The 16348-nt window shown below is 54.0% G+C and carries 18 protein-coding genes; 3 read left to right on the top strand and 15 right to left on the bottom strand.

Annotation, left to right across the window (positions count from 1 at the left end):
- Positions 1-19: 19 nt before the first annotated feature.
- Positions 20-787, bottom strand: a complete 768-nt coding sequence (locus tag ACE6ED_RS10205; RefSeq protein WP_410827155.1) for an exodeoxyribonuclease III — start codon at positions 785-787, stop codon at positions 20-22.
- Between the two features lie 213 nt (positions 788-1000).
- Here ACE6ED_RS10205 and ACE6ED_RS10200 point away from each other — a divergent pair, with 213 nt between their 5' ends.
- Positions 1001-2146 carry an MFS transporter gene (locus ACE6ED_RS10200; protein WP_410827013.1) on the top strand — a complete coding sequence of 382 codons (1146 nt, stop codon included), beginning with the start codon at positions 1001-1003 and terminating at the stop codon, positions 2144-2146.
- Positions 2147-2214: 68 nt separating this feature from the next.
- On the opposite strand, the gene ACE6ED_RS10195 is transcribed toward ACE6ED_RS10200, so the two are convergent.
- From ACE6ED_RS10195 to ACE6ED_RS10175, 5 genes are all read right to left on the bottom strand, one after another.
- Entirely contained in the window at positions 2215-3279 is a 1065-nt protein-coding gene (locus tag ACE6ED_RS10195; RefSeq protein ID WP_410827012.1) for an ABC transporter ATP-binding protein, read from the bottom strand.
- 116 nt (positions 3280-3395) lie between these two features.
- A complete protein-coding gene (locus ACE6ED_RS10190; RefSeq protein WP_410827011.1) occupies positions 3396-3926 on the bottom strand; it encodes an HXXEE domain-containing protein in 531 nt (176 codons plus the stop codon).
- Positions 3927-3950: 24 nt separating this feature from the next.
- A complete protein-coding gene (locus ACE6ED_RS10185; protein WP_410827010.1) occupies positions 3951-4529 on the bottom strand; it encodes a TetR/AcrR family transcriptional regulator in 579 nt (192 codons plus the stop codon).
- A gap of 167 nt (positions 4530-4696) precedes the next feature.
- A complete protein-coding gene (locus ACE6ED_RS10180; RefSeq protein ID WP_410827009.1) occupies positions 4697-5131 on the bottom strand; it encodes a hypothetical protein in 435 nt (144 codons plus the stop codon).
- A complete protein-coding gene (locus ACE6ED_RS10175) occupies positions 5112-5330 on the bottom strand; it encodes a helix-turn-helix transcriptional regulator (RefSeq protein WP_410827008.1) in 219 nt (72 codons plus the stop codon). The genes ACE6ED_RS10180 and ACE6ED_RS10175 overlap by 20 nt, the downstream gene beginning before the upstream one ends.
- Positions 5331-5505: 175 nt before the next feature.
- Between ACE6ED_RS10175 and fabV the strand changes: the two genes are divergently transcribed.
- Positions 5506-6696 carry an enoyl-ACP reductase FabV gene (fabV, locus tag ACE6ED_RS10170; RefSeq protein ID WP_410827007.1) on the top strand — a complete coding sequence of 397 codons (1191 nt, stop codon included), beginning with the start codon at positions 5506-5508 and terminating at the stop codon, positions 6694-6696.
- 94 nt (positions 6697-6790) lie between these two features.
- Here fabV and ACE6ED_RS10165 read toward each other — a convergent pair whose 3' ends face one another.
- From ACE6ED_RS10165 to ACE6ED_RS10145, 5 genes are read right to left on the bottom strand one after another with little or no spacing between them, the layout of a single operon-like run.
- On the bottom strand, positions 6791-7756 hold the full coding sequence (locus ACE6ED_RS10165; RefSeq protein WP_410827006.1) for a phosphotransferase family protein: 966 nt from the start codon (positions 7754-7756) through the stop codon (positions 6791-6793).
- A 52-nt stretch (positions 7757-7808) separates the two neighbouring features.
- On the bottom strand, positions 7809-8777 hold the full coding sequence (locus ACE6ED_RS10160) for a sugar phosphate isomerase/epimerase family protein (RefSeq protein ID WP_410827005.1): 969 nt from the start codon (positions 8775-8777) through the stop codon (positions 7809-7811).
- A gap of 33 nt (positions 8778-8810) precedes the next feature.
- On the bottom strand, positions 8811-9893 hold the full coding sequence (locus ACE6ED_RS10155) for a Gfo/Idh/MocA family protein (protein WP_410827004.1): 1083 nt from the start codon (positions 9891-9893) through the stop codon (positions 8811-8813).
- Complete coding sequence (locus ACE6ED_RS10150; protein ID WP_410827003.1) at positions 9886-10653, bottom strand: sugar phosphate isomerase/epimerase family protein; 768 nt, start codon at positions 10651-10653, stop codon at positions 9886-9888. Before ACE6ED_RS10150 ends, ACE6ED_RS10155 begins: the two co-directional genes overlap by 8 nt.
- Positions 10654-10669: 16 nt before the next feature.
- Positions 10670-11776: a Gfo/Idh/MocA family protein gene (locus tag ACE6ED_RS10145; protein ID WP_410827002.1), complete on the bottom strand. Its 1107-nt coding sequence runs from the start codon at positions 11774-11776 to the stop codon at positions 10670-10672.
- A 138-nt stretch (positions 11777-11914) separates the two neighbouring features.
- On the opposite strand from ACE6ED_RS10145, the gene ACE6ED_RS10140 reads away from it, so the two are divergent.
- The gene (locus tag ACE6ED_RS10140) at positions 11915-12730 is read left to right on the top strand and encodes an AraC family transcriptional regulator (RefSeq protein WP_410827001.1); all 816 of its coding nucleotides are present in this window, start codon (positions 11915-11917) and stop codon (positions 12728-12730) included.
- A gap of 126 nt (positions 12731-12856) precedes the next feature.
- On the opposite strand, the gene ACE6ED_RS10135 is transcribed toward ACE6ED_RS10140, so the two are convergent.
- The 4 genes from ACE6ED_RS10135 to ACE6ED_RS10120 all read right to left on the bottom strand — a co-directional run bounded on the left by ACE6ED_RS10135 (position 12857) and on the right by ACE6ED_RS10120 (position 15897).
- On the bottom strand, positions 12857-14515 hold the full coding sequence (locus ACE6ED_RS10135; RefSeq protein WP_410827000.1) for a DUF4179 domain-containing protein: 1659 nt from the start codon (positions 14513-14515) through the stop codon (positions 12857-12859).
- Entirely contained in the window at positions 14475-15035 is a 561-nt protein-coding gene (locus ACE6ED_RS10130) for an RNA polymerase sigma factor (protein ID WP_410826999.1), read from the bottom strand. The genes ACE6ED_RS10135 and ACE6ED_RS10130 overlap by 41 nt, the downstream gene beginning before the upstream one ends.
- Positions 15036-15157: 122 nt before the next feature.
- Complete coding sequence (locus ACE6ED_RS10125) at positions 15158-15340, bottom strand: hypothetical protein (protein ID WP_410827154.1); 183 nt, start codon at positions 15338-15340, stop codon at positions 15158-15160.
- A gap of 95 nt (positions 15341-15435) precedes the next feature.
- Positions 15436-15897: a hypothetical protein gene (locus tag ACE6ED_RS10120; protein WP_410826998.1), complete on the bottom strand. Its 462-nt coding sequence runs from the start codon at positions 15895-15897 to the stop codon at positions 15436-15438.
- Between the last annotated feature and the right edge of the window lie 451 nt (positions 15898-16348).

Here is a 16348-nt window from a genome sequence, read left to right as displayed (position 1 = left end):
GAGGGCCGGCGTTTGCAGGTTAACGAATCAGTTCAGGGTTCAGCTTGAGCTCCACGGGACAGTGATCGCTGCCCAAAATATCGCAGTCGATTGATGCCGACTCCAGGGCGGGAGCCAGCCGGGCCGAAGCCAGGAAGTAATCGATCCGCCAGCCGATGTTCCGCTCCCGGACCTTCGCCATATAAGACCACCAGGTATACGCCCCTTCCCGGTCCGGATAAAAAAGCCGGTACGTGTCGATAAAGCCGGCCTCCAGCAGGTCCGTGAATTTTCCGCGCTCCTCGTCGGTGAATCCGGAGTTCCCCCGGTTCGATTTTGCATTCCTCAGATCCAAGTCGCGGTGAGCGACATTCAAATCGCCGCAGATGATGACCGGTTTGGCGGCATCCAGCTGCTGGACATACTGCCGGAAACGGTCTTCCCATTCCAGCCGGTAAGGCAGTCTGGACAAATCCCGTTTTGCGTTAGGCGTATACACGTTCACCAGATAAAAAGACCCGAAATCCAGGGTCATCACCCGGCCCTCCGTATCGTCGTCTCCCTCCATTCCGCGCTGTACCGACTCCGGCTTCATCCGCGTGAAGACCGCCGTTCCGGAGTACCCTTTTTTCTGCGCATAATGCCAATATTGATAGTAATGCTCTCCAATCTCAAGCGTGATCTGGCCCTCCTGCAGCTTGGTTTCCTGCACACAGAGGATGTCCGCGTTTTTCTGCTCCAGATACGTGGTGAAGCCTTTATTGACACAAGCCCGCAGGCCGTTTACGTTCCACGAAACCAATGTAATGCTCACGTTCCACTCTTCCTTTCTATACGCTGCTGTATCGGCTGAATGATAAAAATACAGGTTTGCCGGGTAAGTAGTGCGTCAAAATTGGATTTCCGGCCGCATGCGGCATGCCGAAACCTTCCTTTATGATCTTGACATTCTCCAGCCGTTTTGTCTACAATCGGCCAGTGAGAACTTTACCATCCGTAATGAAAGGGGACGCCTGCTTCCATGTTCCAGCCTTCTACACTTGTTCGTGTATTTAACGTCCTCTATTTTGCAATCCTGGCGATGTTTTTGCCATTCCTGCCCGTCTATTTTAACAAACAGGGGCTTAGTCCCTCTCAGATCGGGATGATCGTCGGCACGGGCGGCATCGTCACCCTCTTTGCCCAGCCGCTGTGGGGCATGATCAGCGACAAAACGAAAACGATCCGTAAAGTCCTGCTTGTCCTGCTTGCCGCATCGGCGGTAACCGGGTATTGGCTGTATGCCACAGGCGGCTACACCACGCTAATCGTAATCTCCATGCTCGTCTACTTTTTTGTAATGCCTATCGACCCGCTAACGGAAAGCCTGAATTTCCGGATCGCTGAATCGGCAGGGATCAGTTACGGCTCAATCCGGACTTATGGAGCTCTGGGTTATGCGCTGATGTCCCTAATCGCGGGACAGGTCATGACGTCCTTTGGGGCCCATAGCCTCGCCCCGTTGTTCGCAGGCGTTGGGCTTCTCGCTCTGCTCGTCTGCTGGCGGATGCCCGATGCCCCAGTTTCAGGGGAGCCTGTGACGCTTGCCAGCCTGAAGACCTTTCTCCGGAACAAGCAGACCCTGCTGTTTCTCCTGCTTGTGTTTATCAGTTCCGTCCCGGCCAGGATGAACGACACTTTCCTCGGGCTGTATGTTCAAGAGCTGGGCGGGGAACCCAATCTGGTGGGGCTTGCCTGGTTTCTGGCGGCGGGAAGCGAAATTGTCATTTTTGCGCTCAGCTACCGCTGGCTAAAGCCGGGCAAAGAGCTGCTGCTGATCACGCTGGCCGGCGCTTTTTACCTGCTTCGGTTTCTGCTGTCCGCGTGGATCAAAGATCCCCATGGGCTGGTTTATCTTCAGCTGCTGCAGCTATTGACCTTCCCGGTGTTCTACTCGGCGGCCATTCAATATTTGTATTCGATCGTTCCGCCCGAATGGCGCGCCACCGGCCAGACCGTCCTTGCCCTGCTGTTCTTCGGTGTATCAGGGATTATCGCCTCATATGCCGGCGGCGCCATTTACGACGCTTTCGGCGGGCAGGTGCTGTATCTCGTTTTATCCGGTTTATCCCTGGCCGGCGCGCTTTTCGGCGGCGCCTTGTTTATGAAGTACGGCAGGCACGGGTAAACGAAATCCCCGCTGTTTCAGCCCTTTTCCGGCTGTCCAGCGGGGATATTTTTAGTTCTTCGGAGTCCTTATTTGCCTGCAGGCACCTCTACCGGCTGGTCGTACAAGCCTTCAAGCCGCCGCATTTTGTTTTTGACCACCAGCGGCGGTTCGACAGCTGGAGCCATCGGATGCATCAGCCAGGATTTGACGAAATGCGTGTCGGACAGCTGATATACCGGCGGCTCCTGTTTGAAATCAATTTCCATAGCGTATGCGCTGCGCAGCGCAAAGGCGTCGCCAACCGGCGGCTTGATCAAATCCGGCGGCGTGCCGGGGATCGCGGTCAGCATTTCCCCCTTGCTATCCAGGCTCGGCATGGATGCAAGCAGCCCCCACGTGTAAGGATGGCGCGGATCGTAAAAAATCTCCGACACCGTGCCCGTCTCCACAATTTGTCCCGCATACATTACCGCCACGCGGTCCGCCATACGGGCTACCACGCCAAGATCATGGGTGATGAAGATAATCGACATGCCGATTTTTTTCTGCAGGTCTTTCATCAAATCCAGAATTTGAGCTTGAATCGTTACATCAAGCGCTGTCGTTGGTTCGTCCGCAATCAGCAGCTTCGGATTGGCGGCAAGCGCCATCGCAATCACGACACGCTGCCGCATCCCGCCGCTGAATTCATGCGGGTACTGCTGGAACCGGCGTTCGGCGGACGGAATTCCGACCAGCTTCAGCAGCTCGATTCCACGGGCGTTGGCAGCCTGTTTGGACATCTTTTCATGCTTCAGCAGCACTTCGGTAATTTGCCGGCCGACCCTCATCATCGGATTAAGCGAAGTCATGGGATCCTGAAAGATCATCCCGATTTCTTTTCCGCGGATCGCCTGCATCTCTTTTTCCGACTTGGCAATCAGCTCTGTGCCTTGAAAACGGATTTGACCGCGTTTATACATCCCCTGAGGCGTCGGAACAAGCTTCATGATCGCCTGAGAGGTCACGCTTTTGCCCGAACCGGATTCGCCTACAATCGCCAGCGTTTCTCCCTTGTCCACATGAAAACTGACTCCCCGGATCGCCTGTACTTCACCGCCGCGGGTACGGAAGGAAATAGCTAAGTCTTCTACTTCAAGCAAACGTTCCATCTGTTTCAGCTCCAATTCTCTCTATATGAAAATGATTCTCATTATTAATAGCAGAATGGTTCTATTTTAGACCTTTAGCTGGTCCTCCGTCAAGCATAGCACCTTTTCTGCCAGTGTTACGCCTCTTTCGCCCTTTTTTTCAGCAGAAGCGCCAAGATCCCCGGAAGCAGCAATAATGCGATCAGTCCGCCTAAAGCCGCATCTTCGAGTGTAATGACCTGATCCTTCATTAGTTTTGTATAAGCAAACAACGAATAAGGCAATACGATGCAGACTGCTGTCACCACACCAGGCGTGTAGCGCCTTAAGACGGCGGAAAAAAACATATGAGTAAAAGAGTGCAGGAAAAACACGGCGAGTACCGCCAAATACAACCATTTAAAGGAGAACAAAACCGCCAGCGCAGCGGAGACAAATACGAGGATATACACATACAGCACATCCCAAGCAAACTGCAGGGTTGTCATCCGGAGCGAAGGGGCGATTTTGGCCAAAACCCGCTGGGGCAGTGAAGCCTCCAAGTCCTGGCGGTTTTGTGCTCCCCATCGTTCAACCGTGAGGATTTCCTCGAAATCATGAAACATAAACAGCAGCGGCAGCAGCCAGTACACGCTGGACAAATCCAGGCTCTGCATCCATCCGGTCATTTACCTGCACTCCCCTTTCTATTATTAATGCGGCAGTACGCCGAGCAGGAACGTCCGGGCCATATGCGCTCCCAATTGTTCCGCCGTATATTGGCCCGTCTCCAAATATTTGTAGGTGAGCCGCTCGGCGGCGGCAACAACCGATTCCGCGGCCAGCTCCGGTTCGACCTCGCTGCGTACGATGCCAAGCGCTTTATTTTTACGAAGATTCGCGGCAATTTGCGTTACGATGGTCTCCCGCAGCCGTTCGCCTGCATCCGAGTGCTGCAATACAATCCGGGTTAACTTAATGTTGCTCCCAAGCAGCTCGAACAGGGAAGTAAATACACTGGCGACGTACCGGGGCAGCTCTTCCGGCGAATGTTCTTTGGCAAGCCGCCCTGCGTCCGCGAACGGCGTGATTTGTGCTTCAAACGACGCGATTAGTGCATCCAGCAGCTGGCGTTTGCCGGGAAAATACAAATAAAAGGCAGCTTGGGTTAAGCCGGCTTCCGCCACGATGCTGCTGACGGATGTCGCATGCACTCCCTGCTCCGCAAACAGTTTCTCGGCCGCGGTTAACAGCCGTTTCCGGCTTTCTTCGCCTTTGGTTGTTTTGGCCATCCTTCGAAACCTCCATTTCCATCACGTGATCACTCTTGATAAAAAGTAACTGATTAGTTAGTTATATTATATCGCCAGGAATCCAATCTGTAAATAAAAAAAGACCCGGTACCCGGCAATGCCGGAACTCCAGGTCCCAAGTGTCTGAATTAATTTGATGTCCCGGCTTAGTCGCTGCGGCTTTGCGCCCGGATGATCCATGAGGCTGACAGACTGATCAGCAGCAGGACGGCAGAAGCAAGCAGCATAATGCCGGAAACGGTCCGCCAAATGGAATCCTGCGGGATTCCCCCGCCGAACCACAGCACGCCGGAGACGATCAGCAGCACGGCGGCAAGCACCGCAAGCCCATAACGCAGTTTAACGGCCGATGCTCCGGAAGCAGGCGGCGCAAAAGCGCCGGCAAAAATAGTGCGCAGCAGATAGATGGCCATAACCGCATTCATAATGATAAACACCGACATTGGAGCATGCAGCCCGCCCCAGCCCAACTCGCCTAGCCCCATATCCGCAAGCAGCAAATAATAAAGCAGCAAAAAAGCTTGATTTCCCGCCTTGTTTTTCCTCTGAATTTGCATTTCGTCACGCATTGCCGTCCGCATTCGGATCATCCTCCCAAAATAATTGATCAAGCGTCTTGTCCAGTGTTCTGCAAATTTGCACACACAGCTTGATGGAGGGGTTGTAGTCCCCGCTTTCGATTGCATTAATTGTCTGTCTCGCCACTCCAACCAGGTCAGCGAGCTCCTTCTGCGAGAGGTCCTTTGCCGCCCTCGCCGCCTTCAGCTTGAGATTTTTCATCCAACCACCTCAGGTTGATCATAAAATATAAACGACATAAAGTCAATTATATAAGACATATTGTTTGTTAAAACAGACAAATCCCTTGAACCTTGCCCTCATCCAATCCCTTCGCGTATGATGGTTAAGGACAGGTTGACAGCTTACCTATCAATGGAGAAGGGACAGAACTTGCATGATTATTGAACCTAGAACACGCGGCTTTATCTGCACAACCGCCCATCCGCAGGGCTGCGCCCTTCACGTCCGGAACCAGGCGGACTATATCCGGAGCAAACCGCCTATCGATGGCCCCAAAAAGGTTCTTGTGATCGGAGCCTCGGCCGGCTACGGTCTTGCCGTAAGGATTGCAGCGGCATTTGGCGCCGGTGCCGCCACCGTAGGCGTGTACCGTTCAAGTGAAGCAAACGAGAAGCGCACCGCTTCCGCCGGCTGGTATAATTCCGCAGCGTTTGAGCATCTGGCGGACAGCGAAGGACTTCGTTCCTGGTCCGTCACCGGCGACGCGTTTACAGATGAAACCAAGGCACGGACCGTTGAGGTTATCCGGGAAGAGCTCGGCCAGGTTGATCTGGTGGTGTACAGCGTGGCGACCGCCCGCCGTACCGATCCTGTGACAGGCGAAGTGCATACCTCTGTGCTGAAACCAATCGGTCAGCCGTACACGAACAAAACCGTTAATTTTCATACGGGCGAGGTCAGCCAAGTTACCCTGGAACCGGCAACGGAGGCGGAAATCGACAGTACGGTTCACGTAATGGGCGGTGATGATTGGGAGCAGTGGCTGCATGCACTGGCGGATGGCGGCGTGCTGGCGGAGCAGGCGGTCACTGTTGCTTTTTCGTACATCGGGTCGGATATTACCCAGGAGGTTTACCGCCAAGGGACCATCGGCCGGGCGAAAGATCATTTGGAGGCAACAGCCGTCCGGCTGAATGAACGTCTCTCGCCGCTTGGCGGCCGGGCGTACGTTGCGGTCAGCAAGGGCTTGGTTACCCAGTCCAGCTCCGCTATTCCCGTTGTGCCGCTTTATATCTCCGTGCTCTACAAAGTCATGAAGGATAAAGGGCTGCATGAAGGCTGTATTGAACAGGCCTACCGCCTGCTGGCTGAACGCATTTATGCGCCGGAAGGCACGGAAGTGGACGCGGAGGGCCGCATCCGGATTGACGACTGGGAGATGCGCGAGGATGTACAGCAGGAGGTCCGCCGCTTATGGGAGCAAATCGGATCGGATAACGTATACGCTTTGTCCGATCTTGAAGGTTACCGGCGGGAGTTTTTTCAATTATTCGGGTTCGAATTGGATGGAATTGATTATGAGCAGGACACCGATCCTGTCGTAGATATGCCAAACCAGCGTTAATTCGTCCCTACACAAACAGGGCGCTGCCGGGAGATACTTATTCTCCTGGCAGCGCCCTTTACTATGAATCAGGACTTATCCTATGTCTAGCCATTCAGGAATGCAAAATAGTCTGCAGGTGCCCCCACCCGGCAGCGAGATTGGATTGCACCCACGTTATATGACCGGCATCCGTATACTCGCGCGAACGGCATTCGATCACCATAATCAGGCCGAGATACAGATCATAAAGCGCTTTGCGGGCGGCCGTGTCTGTATCCTCCGCAAGTGATCCATAGCCCTCAAGGAAGTACCGGTTATCCACGAATCTGCGGAAAAAATACTCCATCAGCGGATCGCCCCAGAGCGCCCGTTCCCAGTCAAGAATGGAGACAATCCGGCCTTCCCGGATCATCACATTGCCTTCCCACAGGTCCCAATGGACAAGCTGCGGCTGCTTTACGGCGTCCAGGGCTGGCCGAAGCTGCGCTACCGCTTGTTCCGCTTCTGCGTATGTCATTGGCAAAACCGCACCAAGACGCTGACCATCCTCCAGCAGATCGTCCATTAATCGGACGAACACGCTGCTCCAGCTTGAATCCGCGCCCGGTTTTCCACGTCCCGGGAGACCAAACCCGCTTCCGGTAACGGCATTGATCCGGCGGTTGATCCGTCCGATCTCCCGTTCGATTCCCGACCGTTCGGCATCCGAAACCAAAGATTTTAACTCGTTATAGGGCGTGCCTGAAACAAACTCCATAAAAAAATATTCAGATCCGATCAGCGACCGGCTTGGATCATAATGGTAGACCTCGGGCACCGGCACGCCTTCCAGTCCGTATACCAGACGCAGCGCCTCCACTTCGGTCCGCATAATATCCGTTTCGTAGGTCAAAATCCGCGCGTCCGCCGGCGGGGATACCTTCAGGATGGTCTCCCGCCCGTCGGACAGACGGAGCCGGTAGGCGGCGTTAAACATACCGCCAGTCAGCTCGCTCAGGTCCCGGATCATTGTGCCGCCGCCAAACGCCTGCCGGACAAGCGGCTCCATTTCTGTCCGGGACAATTTCGTTTTGGTCAAACTATCGATGAGGATACGCCTCCCTAGCCTTCAATACCGAGCCCGCTGCGGTTTACAGCCACCACATTTCCCCAAGCGGCTCCTGAATCAGCACCTGCTGCAGATTGGATACGGCTTTGGTGAAGCCCTCATCCACAGACATCAATCCGTCTTCATGCTCAATGCTGACCACATAATCATAACCTACCACACGCAGCGTGCTGACGATGTCCGCCCATGTCTTCAGATCGTGCCCAAAGCCCACCGTACGGAACTGCCAAGCCCGGTCCAGCAGCTTGTCATAGGTCTGCATGTCGGTAACGCCGTGCATATTCACATTAATGGGATCAATAATCGTATCTTTGGCATGGAAATGATGAATGGCGTTGGCTTTGCCCAAAATACGGATCGCCTGGACCGGATCAATGCCCTGCCACCACATGTGGCTCGGGTCCAGGTTTGCGCCGATGGCTTCACCCGCTGCCTCGCGCAGGCGAAGGAGCGTCCCTGGACTATGTACGGAAAAGCCGCCGTGCAGCTCCAGACCAACTTTCACATGATGCTGGGCGGCAAAAGCCCCCCATTCCTTCCAATAAGGAATGATTTTCTGTTCCCACTGCCAAGTGAGGATCTCCTGATAGTCGCCCGGCCACGGTGCAACCGGCCAGTTCGGATATTTGGCGTTTTCGTGATCGCCCGGACAGCCGGAAAACGTGTTAACAACCGGCACTTCAAGTTTCTCGGCGAGCAGGACGGTATTCACGTAGTCTTCATGGTCCTTCTGCGCAAGCGCTGTTTGGGGATGGAGCGGGTTGCCGTGGCAGCTCAAGGCGCTGATGATCAGACCACGTGATTCGACACTCTTTTTGAATTGTTTCAGTGCTGCATCGTTCTCCAGCAGTTCCTTCGGATTGCAGTGTGCGTTCCCGGGATTGCCCCCCGTACCGATCTCCACCGCTTTAAGTCCTTTTGATGCTACGTAATCCAGTGCTTCCTCCAGCTTGCGTCCGCCGAACAGCACCATAAATACACCCAGCTTCATAAGTAATGTCTCCTTCCCCGGCTGTACCGGTCCTTAGTCTTCAAAATAAACGGCGCGTCCAGTCCGGGCCGATTCATACACCGCTTCAAGAATCTGCGTCACGACCAGCGCCTGCTCGGGTTTGACCACCGGATCTTTGTCTTCCCGTACCGCTTCCAGCCAGAGCCGCGCTTCCTTGTCCGCGTCCGACTCCTGTCCGCCTGAGTAGAAAGCAACGCCGCCGCCGGACAAGTCAACTTTCGTCTCATACAGGCGTCCGGCTTTCTCCCCGTTCAGCCGGAGTCCGTCCTTCATGTCCGCTCCGCCTTCCGTACCGCAAAGCAGCGTTTTCGCTTCCCCAAATTCGGAGACGTTCAGCGCCCAGCTGGACTCCAGCGAGATCACCGCTCCGTTGTCCATGGTAATAAACGCAAATGCGGAATCTTCCACTTTAAACTGCTCGGGGTCCCACGGGCCAAAGGCGTTGGCCGCATTTTTCCGGCTGCCCAGCTTGTGGAACGACGCGCCAACAACCATCCGCGGCTTGTAGTTGTTCATCATCCACAGCGTAAGATCCAGGGCGTGGGTGCCGATATCGATCAGCGGTCCGCCTCCCTGCTTTTCTTCGTCGAGGAAGACACCCCAGGTCGGAACCGCGCGGCGGCGGAGGGCAATCGCTTTGGCGTAATAAATATCGCCAAGCTCCCCTTCTTCGCACAGCTGCTTCAGATATTCGCTGTCCGGACGGAAACGGTTCTGGTAGGCGATGGACAGCTTTTTGCCGGTGCGGCGGGCCGCTTCCAGCATTTCCAGCGCCTGGGCCGAAGTTTTGGCCATCGGCTTCTCACACATGACATGATGTCCCGCTTCCAGCGAAGCCACCGTAATTTCAGCGTGACTGTCATTTGGCGTGCAGACATGCACTATATCGAAGCCGCCTGCTTGCAGCATTTCGCGGAAGTCAGTGAAGACAGCCGCTCCTTCGGCGCCGTACTCCGCAGCCGCTTTTTCCGCACGTTCCTTGACGATATCGCAGAAAGCTACCATTTCCGCATCCTGCTGGCGGGAAAGACTTGGCATATGTTTGCCGTTTGCGATTCCTCCGCAGCCGACGATAGCAATTTTTAATTTAGACATGAACGCTGCCCCCTTTGTTTGCATACTGTTGAATCCATTTCATGCTGTCCGCCACGCTTTCAAGCGGAGACCGGCTGCAGTAATCCTGCTCCACAACGGCCCACTCTACACCCGCCGCGTCCGCCGCTTTCATAATGCCCTCCAGATCAACTTCCCCTTCGCCGAGCACCACGGTTTCGGCCGAGCCGTCCTCCAGCTTCTTCATATCTTTGAGATGGATGATCGGAAGTCTGCCGGAATACCGCTGGATGTATTCGACCGGATCATATCCGCCGTAATAAACCCAGCATGTATCCATTTCCACCTGCAGCAGACCGGCCGGCACTCCCGCAAAAATCGCATCAAACGCCGTCTGTTCGCCTACCCGCTCCGTCAGCTCAAAGTCATGGTTATGATAAAGCAGAACGGCACCGCCAGCTTTGGCCTTGGCTCCGATTTTGGCCAGGTTCTCCGTCACTTGCTCCCAGTTCCGCTGCTCCTCGGACAGATAAGGAACAACGATGTTTTGGTTGCCGATGGCCAAGTTAAATTCAATTTCCGACTCGGCATCCTGCAGCAGCGTATCATAAGGACGATGTGCGCCCACCGCCACCAGTCCGGTCTCTTCCAGCAGCCGGCTGATCTCTTCCGCGCTCCGGCCGAAGAAATGATAGAACTCGACACCCTTGTAGCCGATCTCCGCCACCTTGCGCAGCGTTCCTTCAAAATCCTGTTCCAGCTCATTCCGTAAAGTATACAATTGAAGACCTACATTCATCATAAAACTTTCCCTCCTATTATTTGTTGTTGTCTTCCGGGCTTGTCTCCGTCCGGTACAGGACAGAAGTGAGCGCGTCACCGCTGGCGATGGGGATATGCTTGCCTTCGGAGGCAGAACGGATAAAAGCATGCATCGTTTCCAGCACATGGAAGCCCCGCTCCCCGCTGGCCCGGTGCGGCCTGCCCTCACGGATGGCCTCAACCATGTCATTCACCCCGATGCCGCGTTCGTCCGGGCGGGAGCTGAAAGCCGGCTCCAGCTCGGTCCATTCTTCGCCCCGGCGGCGCAGGCGGACATTGCCATCGAACCGGTTCGGGTCCGGCAGGCTGAGCGACCCTTCCGTTCCGTGAATCTCCAGCAGCGGCAGCTCGGAACCGCCGGCAATATCAAAGCTGAACGTTACGGTCGACAGCACGCCGGACCGCATTTCCAGCACCCCGCTTAAATGCGTGGGGGTTCGGACCGGGAACAGCTGTCCGGCCTTTGGCCCCGAGCCAATCCGGCGCTCCGGAACTGGCATCGCGGCCAGCGAGCTTACCCGTCCCACCGGACCTAACAGCTCGACCAGCGCCGTGATATAATACGGGCCCATGTCAAACAGCGGACCGCCGCCTGGCGCATAAAAAAACTCGGGATCGGGATGCCAGCTTTCCGGCCCTCCGCCCATCATAAACCCGGAGGCGGCCAGCGGCCGGCCGATTAGCCCATCCTCGATTGCCTTCCGCGCCGTCTGGATGCCTGATCCCAAAAATGTGTCCGGCGCGCAGCCGACCCGCAGCCCCCGGACGGCGGCCAGCTCCATCACCCGGCGGGCTTCCTCCAGCGTCACGGCCAGCGGTTTTTCGCCGTAGACATGCTTGCCCGCCTCCAGCGCCGCCAAATGCACTGCGGCATGGCTGCTGGGTACCGTCAAGTTAATCACAAGCTCAATGTCCTCCTGCGCAAGCAGCTCAGGCAGGGTGTAAACGTTCTCAATTCCAAACTCTTCCGCCTTGCTTTTCGCCCGTTCGGGGTCCAGGTCGGCAACCGCTGCAACTTGAACAAACGGGCTGTCTGCCAAATTTCTCAAATAGGCGCCGCTGATATTCCCGCAGCCCACTATCCCGGCTTTGATGCGTTTCATGATGAAGAAAACGCCTCCTTTTGTTAAAAGGGGATGAATTACTTAGCTACATAGTATCCCGAAAGAAAATAGATTAAAATGAATAATATGATTTAAACATGAACAATCTGGTCATCATTTCACGCACAAGGAGAAGCTATGATCGACGCAACCTGCACCCACGTCCTGTTTGCCGGATATTCCTTTCACCGCAAGCCGTTCCGCATTCCGGAGGAACCTCAGCAGAACTACCTGATCCGGCTGCAGTCGGAAGGCCGCTGCCGTGCGCTTGTTGACGGACAAATGTCGCCGGTCGAGACGGGCGACCTGGTGCTGTTCGCACCGGGCGAGCCGTACGCCTTAACGATTGAGGAGGAAAGCTACGGGCTTGGCGAACCCCGAATCGAAAGCGGCGACTACCACATTATTAGCCGGGGCGGCTGGATTGAAAGCTGGTGGAAGCTGCGCCAGCGGCCGACCCGGATTACAATTCCCGAACCCGAAAGCTTTCTGACTCTGTTCCGCCAGCTTGTCCTGGAACAGCGCAAGCTGTCCGGCACCTCCCCTGAAATTTCGGAATACTACCTCCGGATTTTGTGCCTGCAGATCGACCGGCTGATGAGCGAACAGCCGGCGGTATCGACCAAGGGGTATCTCGCTTACCGGATCAAGCAGTATATCGAAGAACATGCCTCCCAGCCGTTCCGGCTGGAAGAAGCGGCCGCGCATGTCGACCTGTCCGTATCCCGGGCCGTGCATTTGTTCAAAGAAGCATTCGGCACCAGCATCATCAAATACGCCAATGATGTAAGACTTGATATGGCCAGTGAACGCATTATCTTCAGCCCGTTGCCGCTGGAGCAGGTGGCCGAAACCTGCGGGTTTGCGAACTACACGTATTTCCACCGGCTGTTTCGGAGCCGCTTTGGCCTCTCGCCGAAGCAGTACCGGACCAAAAAACGGGAACAAGCGTAATTGAACAGGAGGCTACCCATTAGCGGGTAGCCGGCCCTCTCATCATTGCGTACTGCTATCTTTTTTATTACAGCATAAAACAAGCCCCCCGCCCGTTAAGCGGAGAGCCTGTCATGCACCGGAGAATTAAGGCCGCAGCTGCACCCGCGTCTCTTTATCCGGTTCATCAGTCGTATAATTAAACATATAAATAGAAGCTTCAGTACCTTTAAAATCCTTATAGACATCAATGGCTTTGTTGTTACCGTCGCCCGCAAAATTGACAGTTACGGGTCTGCCCGGAATGCGCTCTTTCCCCAATCCGATATAAGTCTGGTTGACTCCGCCGAAATGCGGATCGTCACTCTCTGTCTCCACGTACAGGTCTTTGCCCTGCATGTAATAGGTCCATTTCACCTCGTAACCGCCGGTGTCCCGGATTACTGTCTGTTTCTCTGCAGAAATATTTTTCAGAAGCAGCGGGGTTTTGTCATCGTCATGATTGGTAACTTTATATTTCCCTACAAAAGTAATGTCCGTCTGTTCATCTATAACAAGACCGGCCGGACGTTCAAATTTCAGTGTGATCAGGTATGGATCATCGTCCGGAGACAGGTATAAATACCCCTCCAGTACAGTGCCGCCTACTTCAAGATTATATTTATAATATGGCAGCTGCTTATATTGCTCCTCCGCCCTCAAAATTACACGAATCTGCGTAGGCGTGATCACCATCTTTTCAAAGCTGTGCATGGTATCTCCCGCTTCCAGCGGTGCATTCAACGCTGTCTTTATCGTCCCGCTTTCCATCTGTTTTTTGCTCAGCTGCAGATCGAAGGACCATCCTCCGCTAATAGAGCGCTCCAGCTTGGTGTATTGCAGCTTATAGGTGGTTTGTCCATCCGGAATTTCGGAGGCTTTAAAGTACTGCTTTATCGTATACTCCCCGTTGTCCCCCGGCGTGCCAAAGACAGCTTCAGGCAGGGGCTCCACACGGGTGCTTCCTCTATAAGCTACAAGCTGCGGGTAAGCCCATTTTTTGGCATCCGGGTTATTGAAGGTCACTGCTGATGAAAAAAGCTGTTTATTTTCGCTCTTGGCAAACGGCTTGACCTCTATGCTCTTCATCCCTTCCACATCCAGCTGAAAGGTCTGCGGCTCCGTCGAATTGCTGTTCAAAGACAATTCCTGCTCCGCTTGGTTGAAGGACTGGACGGCCGCTGCAGTCAAAGTAACCTTGGTCTCACCCTCGCCGGGTGTCCAGTCACTTTCAAAGTATCCGTTATACCGCTGCTGCTTTTCATCCCACTGTTCGTAGTTGTATTCTGCCTCAATAGAGTTGCCTTGCTCATCCTTCAGGGACAGGCCCTTGACTTTCCAGAACTCCTTATCCGCCTTTCCCCCTACATCCACACTGTACAGGATAACCGTCCGGTTCTCGTCCACAATAGCCGTATGCAGTGTCAGCGTTACTCCGTCTTTGGTTACAGACTGCCCCAGCGGTTGTCCGAGATTTTGTTCCAGCGCTGCCTGAATACCATGTTTCTGAGAGAGCAGATTGCCCCAGTCATACTGAATAGCCGCATATACAGGAGCAGCCGCCAGCAGGGCGCTGAGTGAGGCGGCAATAGTAATTCTGCGCCAGTTTCTTGCGCGGTGCCCTCCCCGTACATTTGTTGCGCTTATCTTTTCCTGAAAGGTGTCTTCCACTTTCTCTATCCGGTCCCACATCTTATTAAAATCGGGATAAGTTACAGCCTCATTATCATTTAGTTGATGCTTCAGCGTATTTTCCAGTTTGCTCAAAATAATCTCCCCTCCGCTCGTCGTCTTCAATTCCAGCTTCCTTCAAAATACCTTTCAACAGTTTCAGACCTTTGTGCAATCTTGATTTGGCCGTACCTACGGGAATGGACAATGCTTCCGAAATTTCAGTCAGGCTGAAATCGTGCATATATCTCAGCGTAAGTACTGCCCTGATTTTTGCAGGCAGCCGTAACATATAGCTGCTCCATTCCTGCGCCGTTTCTTTTTCTTCAAAAGTTTGTTCCACCGTTGCTTCTGCCCGGCCTTTCCACAAGTACAGATTGTCCGCCACCTTCTTCTGCAGGTTGCTCGAACGTTTTAGATGATTTAGACAGGTGTTGACCGCAATTTTCATAATCCATGCCCGGGGAAATTTGACCTGTTCCCACTCACTGCGGAATACGGTGATGAATACTTCCTGACACAAATCTTCAGCATCAGCGGCATTCTGCACCATATAGTAGCAGGTCCGGTATACATCCTTACTGTAGGCTTCGAATAACTCCCGGTTGCTCTGCACATGCTCCTCTCCTTTCCTGTGTGATCTGTCTATTTAACAATCGGGATCTTCAAAAAGTTCATTTTATGAGTAAAAAAAATCTGCTGCCAAGCCTGCAGCAGACTTTCAACGCCAATTTTTGTTTATGCGGGCGCAGCACAATAAAAAGGAGCGTCATCATAAGAGATGCGCTCCTGTCGTTTTTCTTTGGCCAGCAGCTCCCGCTTGCCGGGACGAACCCGTACATGCTGCGAAATTGCGCCAAATTGTTCGTTTGTTTTCCGGTTTTGATCCGGGCTGCGGCGGCCTGCACGCGCTGCCTTCAGCGCCGCTTTTTTGGCCTGTGTACGCGCCATAACATGTTCACGCTCCATTGCTTCTGGTTTCGACGGCTATCCCCGTCGTACCTAGTGTACTCTATTTATTTGCCGGAGGGAACCTTGGATCCTGCCGCGGCGTCCGCCACCGGTTTAGGGCGGATGGCCTCCGTCTTTTTGATGCCGAGCAGCGTATGATAAAGGGTATCCGGATCGTCTTTAAATTCCTGTCTGGAGTAAGTGAAAATCACCTGGTCGCCCGTATCCAGTCTGCCTACAGCCTGCTCCAGCGGCTCGGTAAACTGCAGCGAGACAGGTTCCCCGTACACGTCAATTTCCACGGTATGTCCGTCTTCCAGTCCTACAAAGGTGCCCTTAGCCTTAATCAGCACGGGTTCGGTTAAATAGGCCTTCTGTCTCTGCGAGACAGGCGTCTCGGCCTTGTTCTCCGCAGCGGCCTGACCGCCTGCCGCGGGGCTTACCGCCAGCGCCGCTCCCAGCAGCGGGGCAAGCAGGACACGCATGAACTTCCGCGACCGTGTCTGTAATTTGTTCCGTTGATCCATAGCTGCCACCTCTTTTTTTACAGATTGGGAATTGCGGACTTCGTTAACGGGCTGTACTCCTTTTATAACCGGATTGCCCGCAAATTAAACGACTCGGCGAGCCCGGCCGTCCCGGAAACAGGAGTAAAGTCACACGTTTTTTTTCGTACATCTGCCGTTACTTTTTAACTGAAACTTATGCGGAATCAAGTGAACCTTTTGCAGAATCAACTGGACCTTTTTAGAAAACATCATCAAAGTAAATTTGGGTGTGTACGCAAACTGTAATACCAAGTCAGGACGGGTGTGGCGCGGTCCACCTGTTTATGTCAGATCGATCTCCATTATATATAACACTTTGGCACGAATCCTCTCCTGTGACACCCGCAGCGGATTACCACAGAACGCGGTACGGAGGTCTTTGCCGAGGTCTTGCGGACTCAGCGGCCGTTATTTCTGAATTTTTTGGGCA

This window comes from Paenibacillus nanchangensis (genome assembly GCF_046543445.1).
Lineage (GTDB): Bacteria > Bacillota > Bacilli > Paenibacillales > Paenibacillaceae > Paenibacillus_AQ > Paenibacillus_AQ nanchangensis.
This window is presented reverse-complemented; position numbering and strand designations above follow the sequence as displayed.

Bases quoted from the DNA above. Each gene is read 5' to 3' on its own strand.
- ACE6ED_RS10200 (WP_410827013.1), top strand. From the start codon at position 1,001: ATGTTCCAGCCTTCTACACTTGTTCGTGTATTTAACGTCCTCTATTTT.
- ACE6ED_RS10195 (WP_410827012.1), bottom strand. From the start codon at position 3,279: ATGGAACGTTTGCTTGAAGTAGAAGACTTAGCTATTTCCTTCCGTACC.
- ACE6ED_RS10190 (WP_410827011.1), bottom strand. From the start codon at position 3,926: ATGACCGGATGGATGCAGAGCCTGGATTTGTCCAGCGTGTACTGGCTG.
- ACE6ED_RS10185 (WP_410827010.1), bottom strand. From the start codon at position 4,529: ATGGCCAAAACAACCAAAGGCGAAGAAAGCCGGAAACGGCTGTTAACC.
- ACE6ED_RS10180 (WP_410827009.1), bottom strand. From the start codon at position 5,131: ATGCGGACGGCAATGCGTGACGAAATGCAAATTCAGAGGAAAAACAAG.
- ACE6ED_RS10175 (WP_410827008.1), bottom strand. From the start codon at position 5,330: ATGAAAAATCTCAAGCTGAAGGCGGCGAGGGCGGCAAAGGACCTCTCG.
- fabV (WP_410827007.1), top strand. From the start codon at position 5,506: ATGATTATTGAACCTAGAACACGCGGCTTTATCTGCACAACCGCCCAT.
- ACE6ED_RS10160 (WP_410827005.1), bottom strand. From the start codon at position 8,777: ATGAAGCTGGGTGTATTTATGGTGCTGTTCGGCGGACGCAAGCTGGAG.
- ACE6ED_RS10155 (WP_410827004.1), bottom strand. From the start codon at position 9,893: ATGTCTAAATTAAAAATTGCTATCGTCGGCTGCGGAGGAATCGCAAAC.
- ACE6ED_RS10150 (WP_410827003.1), bottom strand. From the start codon at position 10,653: ATGATGAATGTAGGTCTTCAATTGTATACTTTACGGAATGAGCTGGAA.
- ACE6ED_RS10145 (WP_410827002.1), bottom strand. From the start codon at position 11,776: ATGAAACGCATCAAAGCCGGGATAGTGGGCTGCGGGAATATCAGCGGC.
- ACE6ED_RS10140 (WP_410827001.1), top strand. From the start codon at position 11,915: ATGATCGACGCAACCTGCACCCACGTCCTGTTTGCCGGATATTCCTTT.
- ACE6ED_RS10120 (WP_410826998.1), bottom strand. From the start codon at position 15,897: ATGGATCAACGGAACAAATTACAGACACGGTCGCGGAAGTTCATGCGT.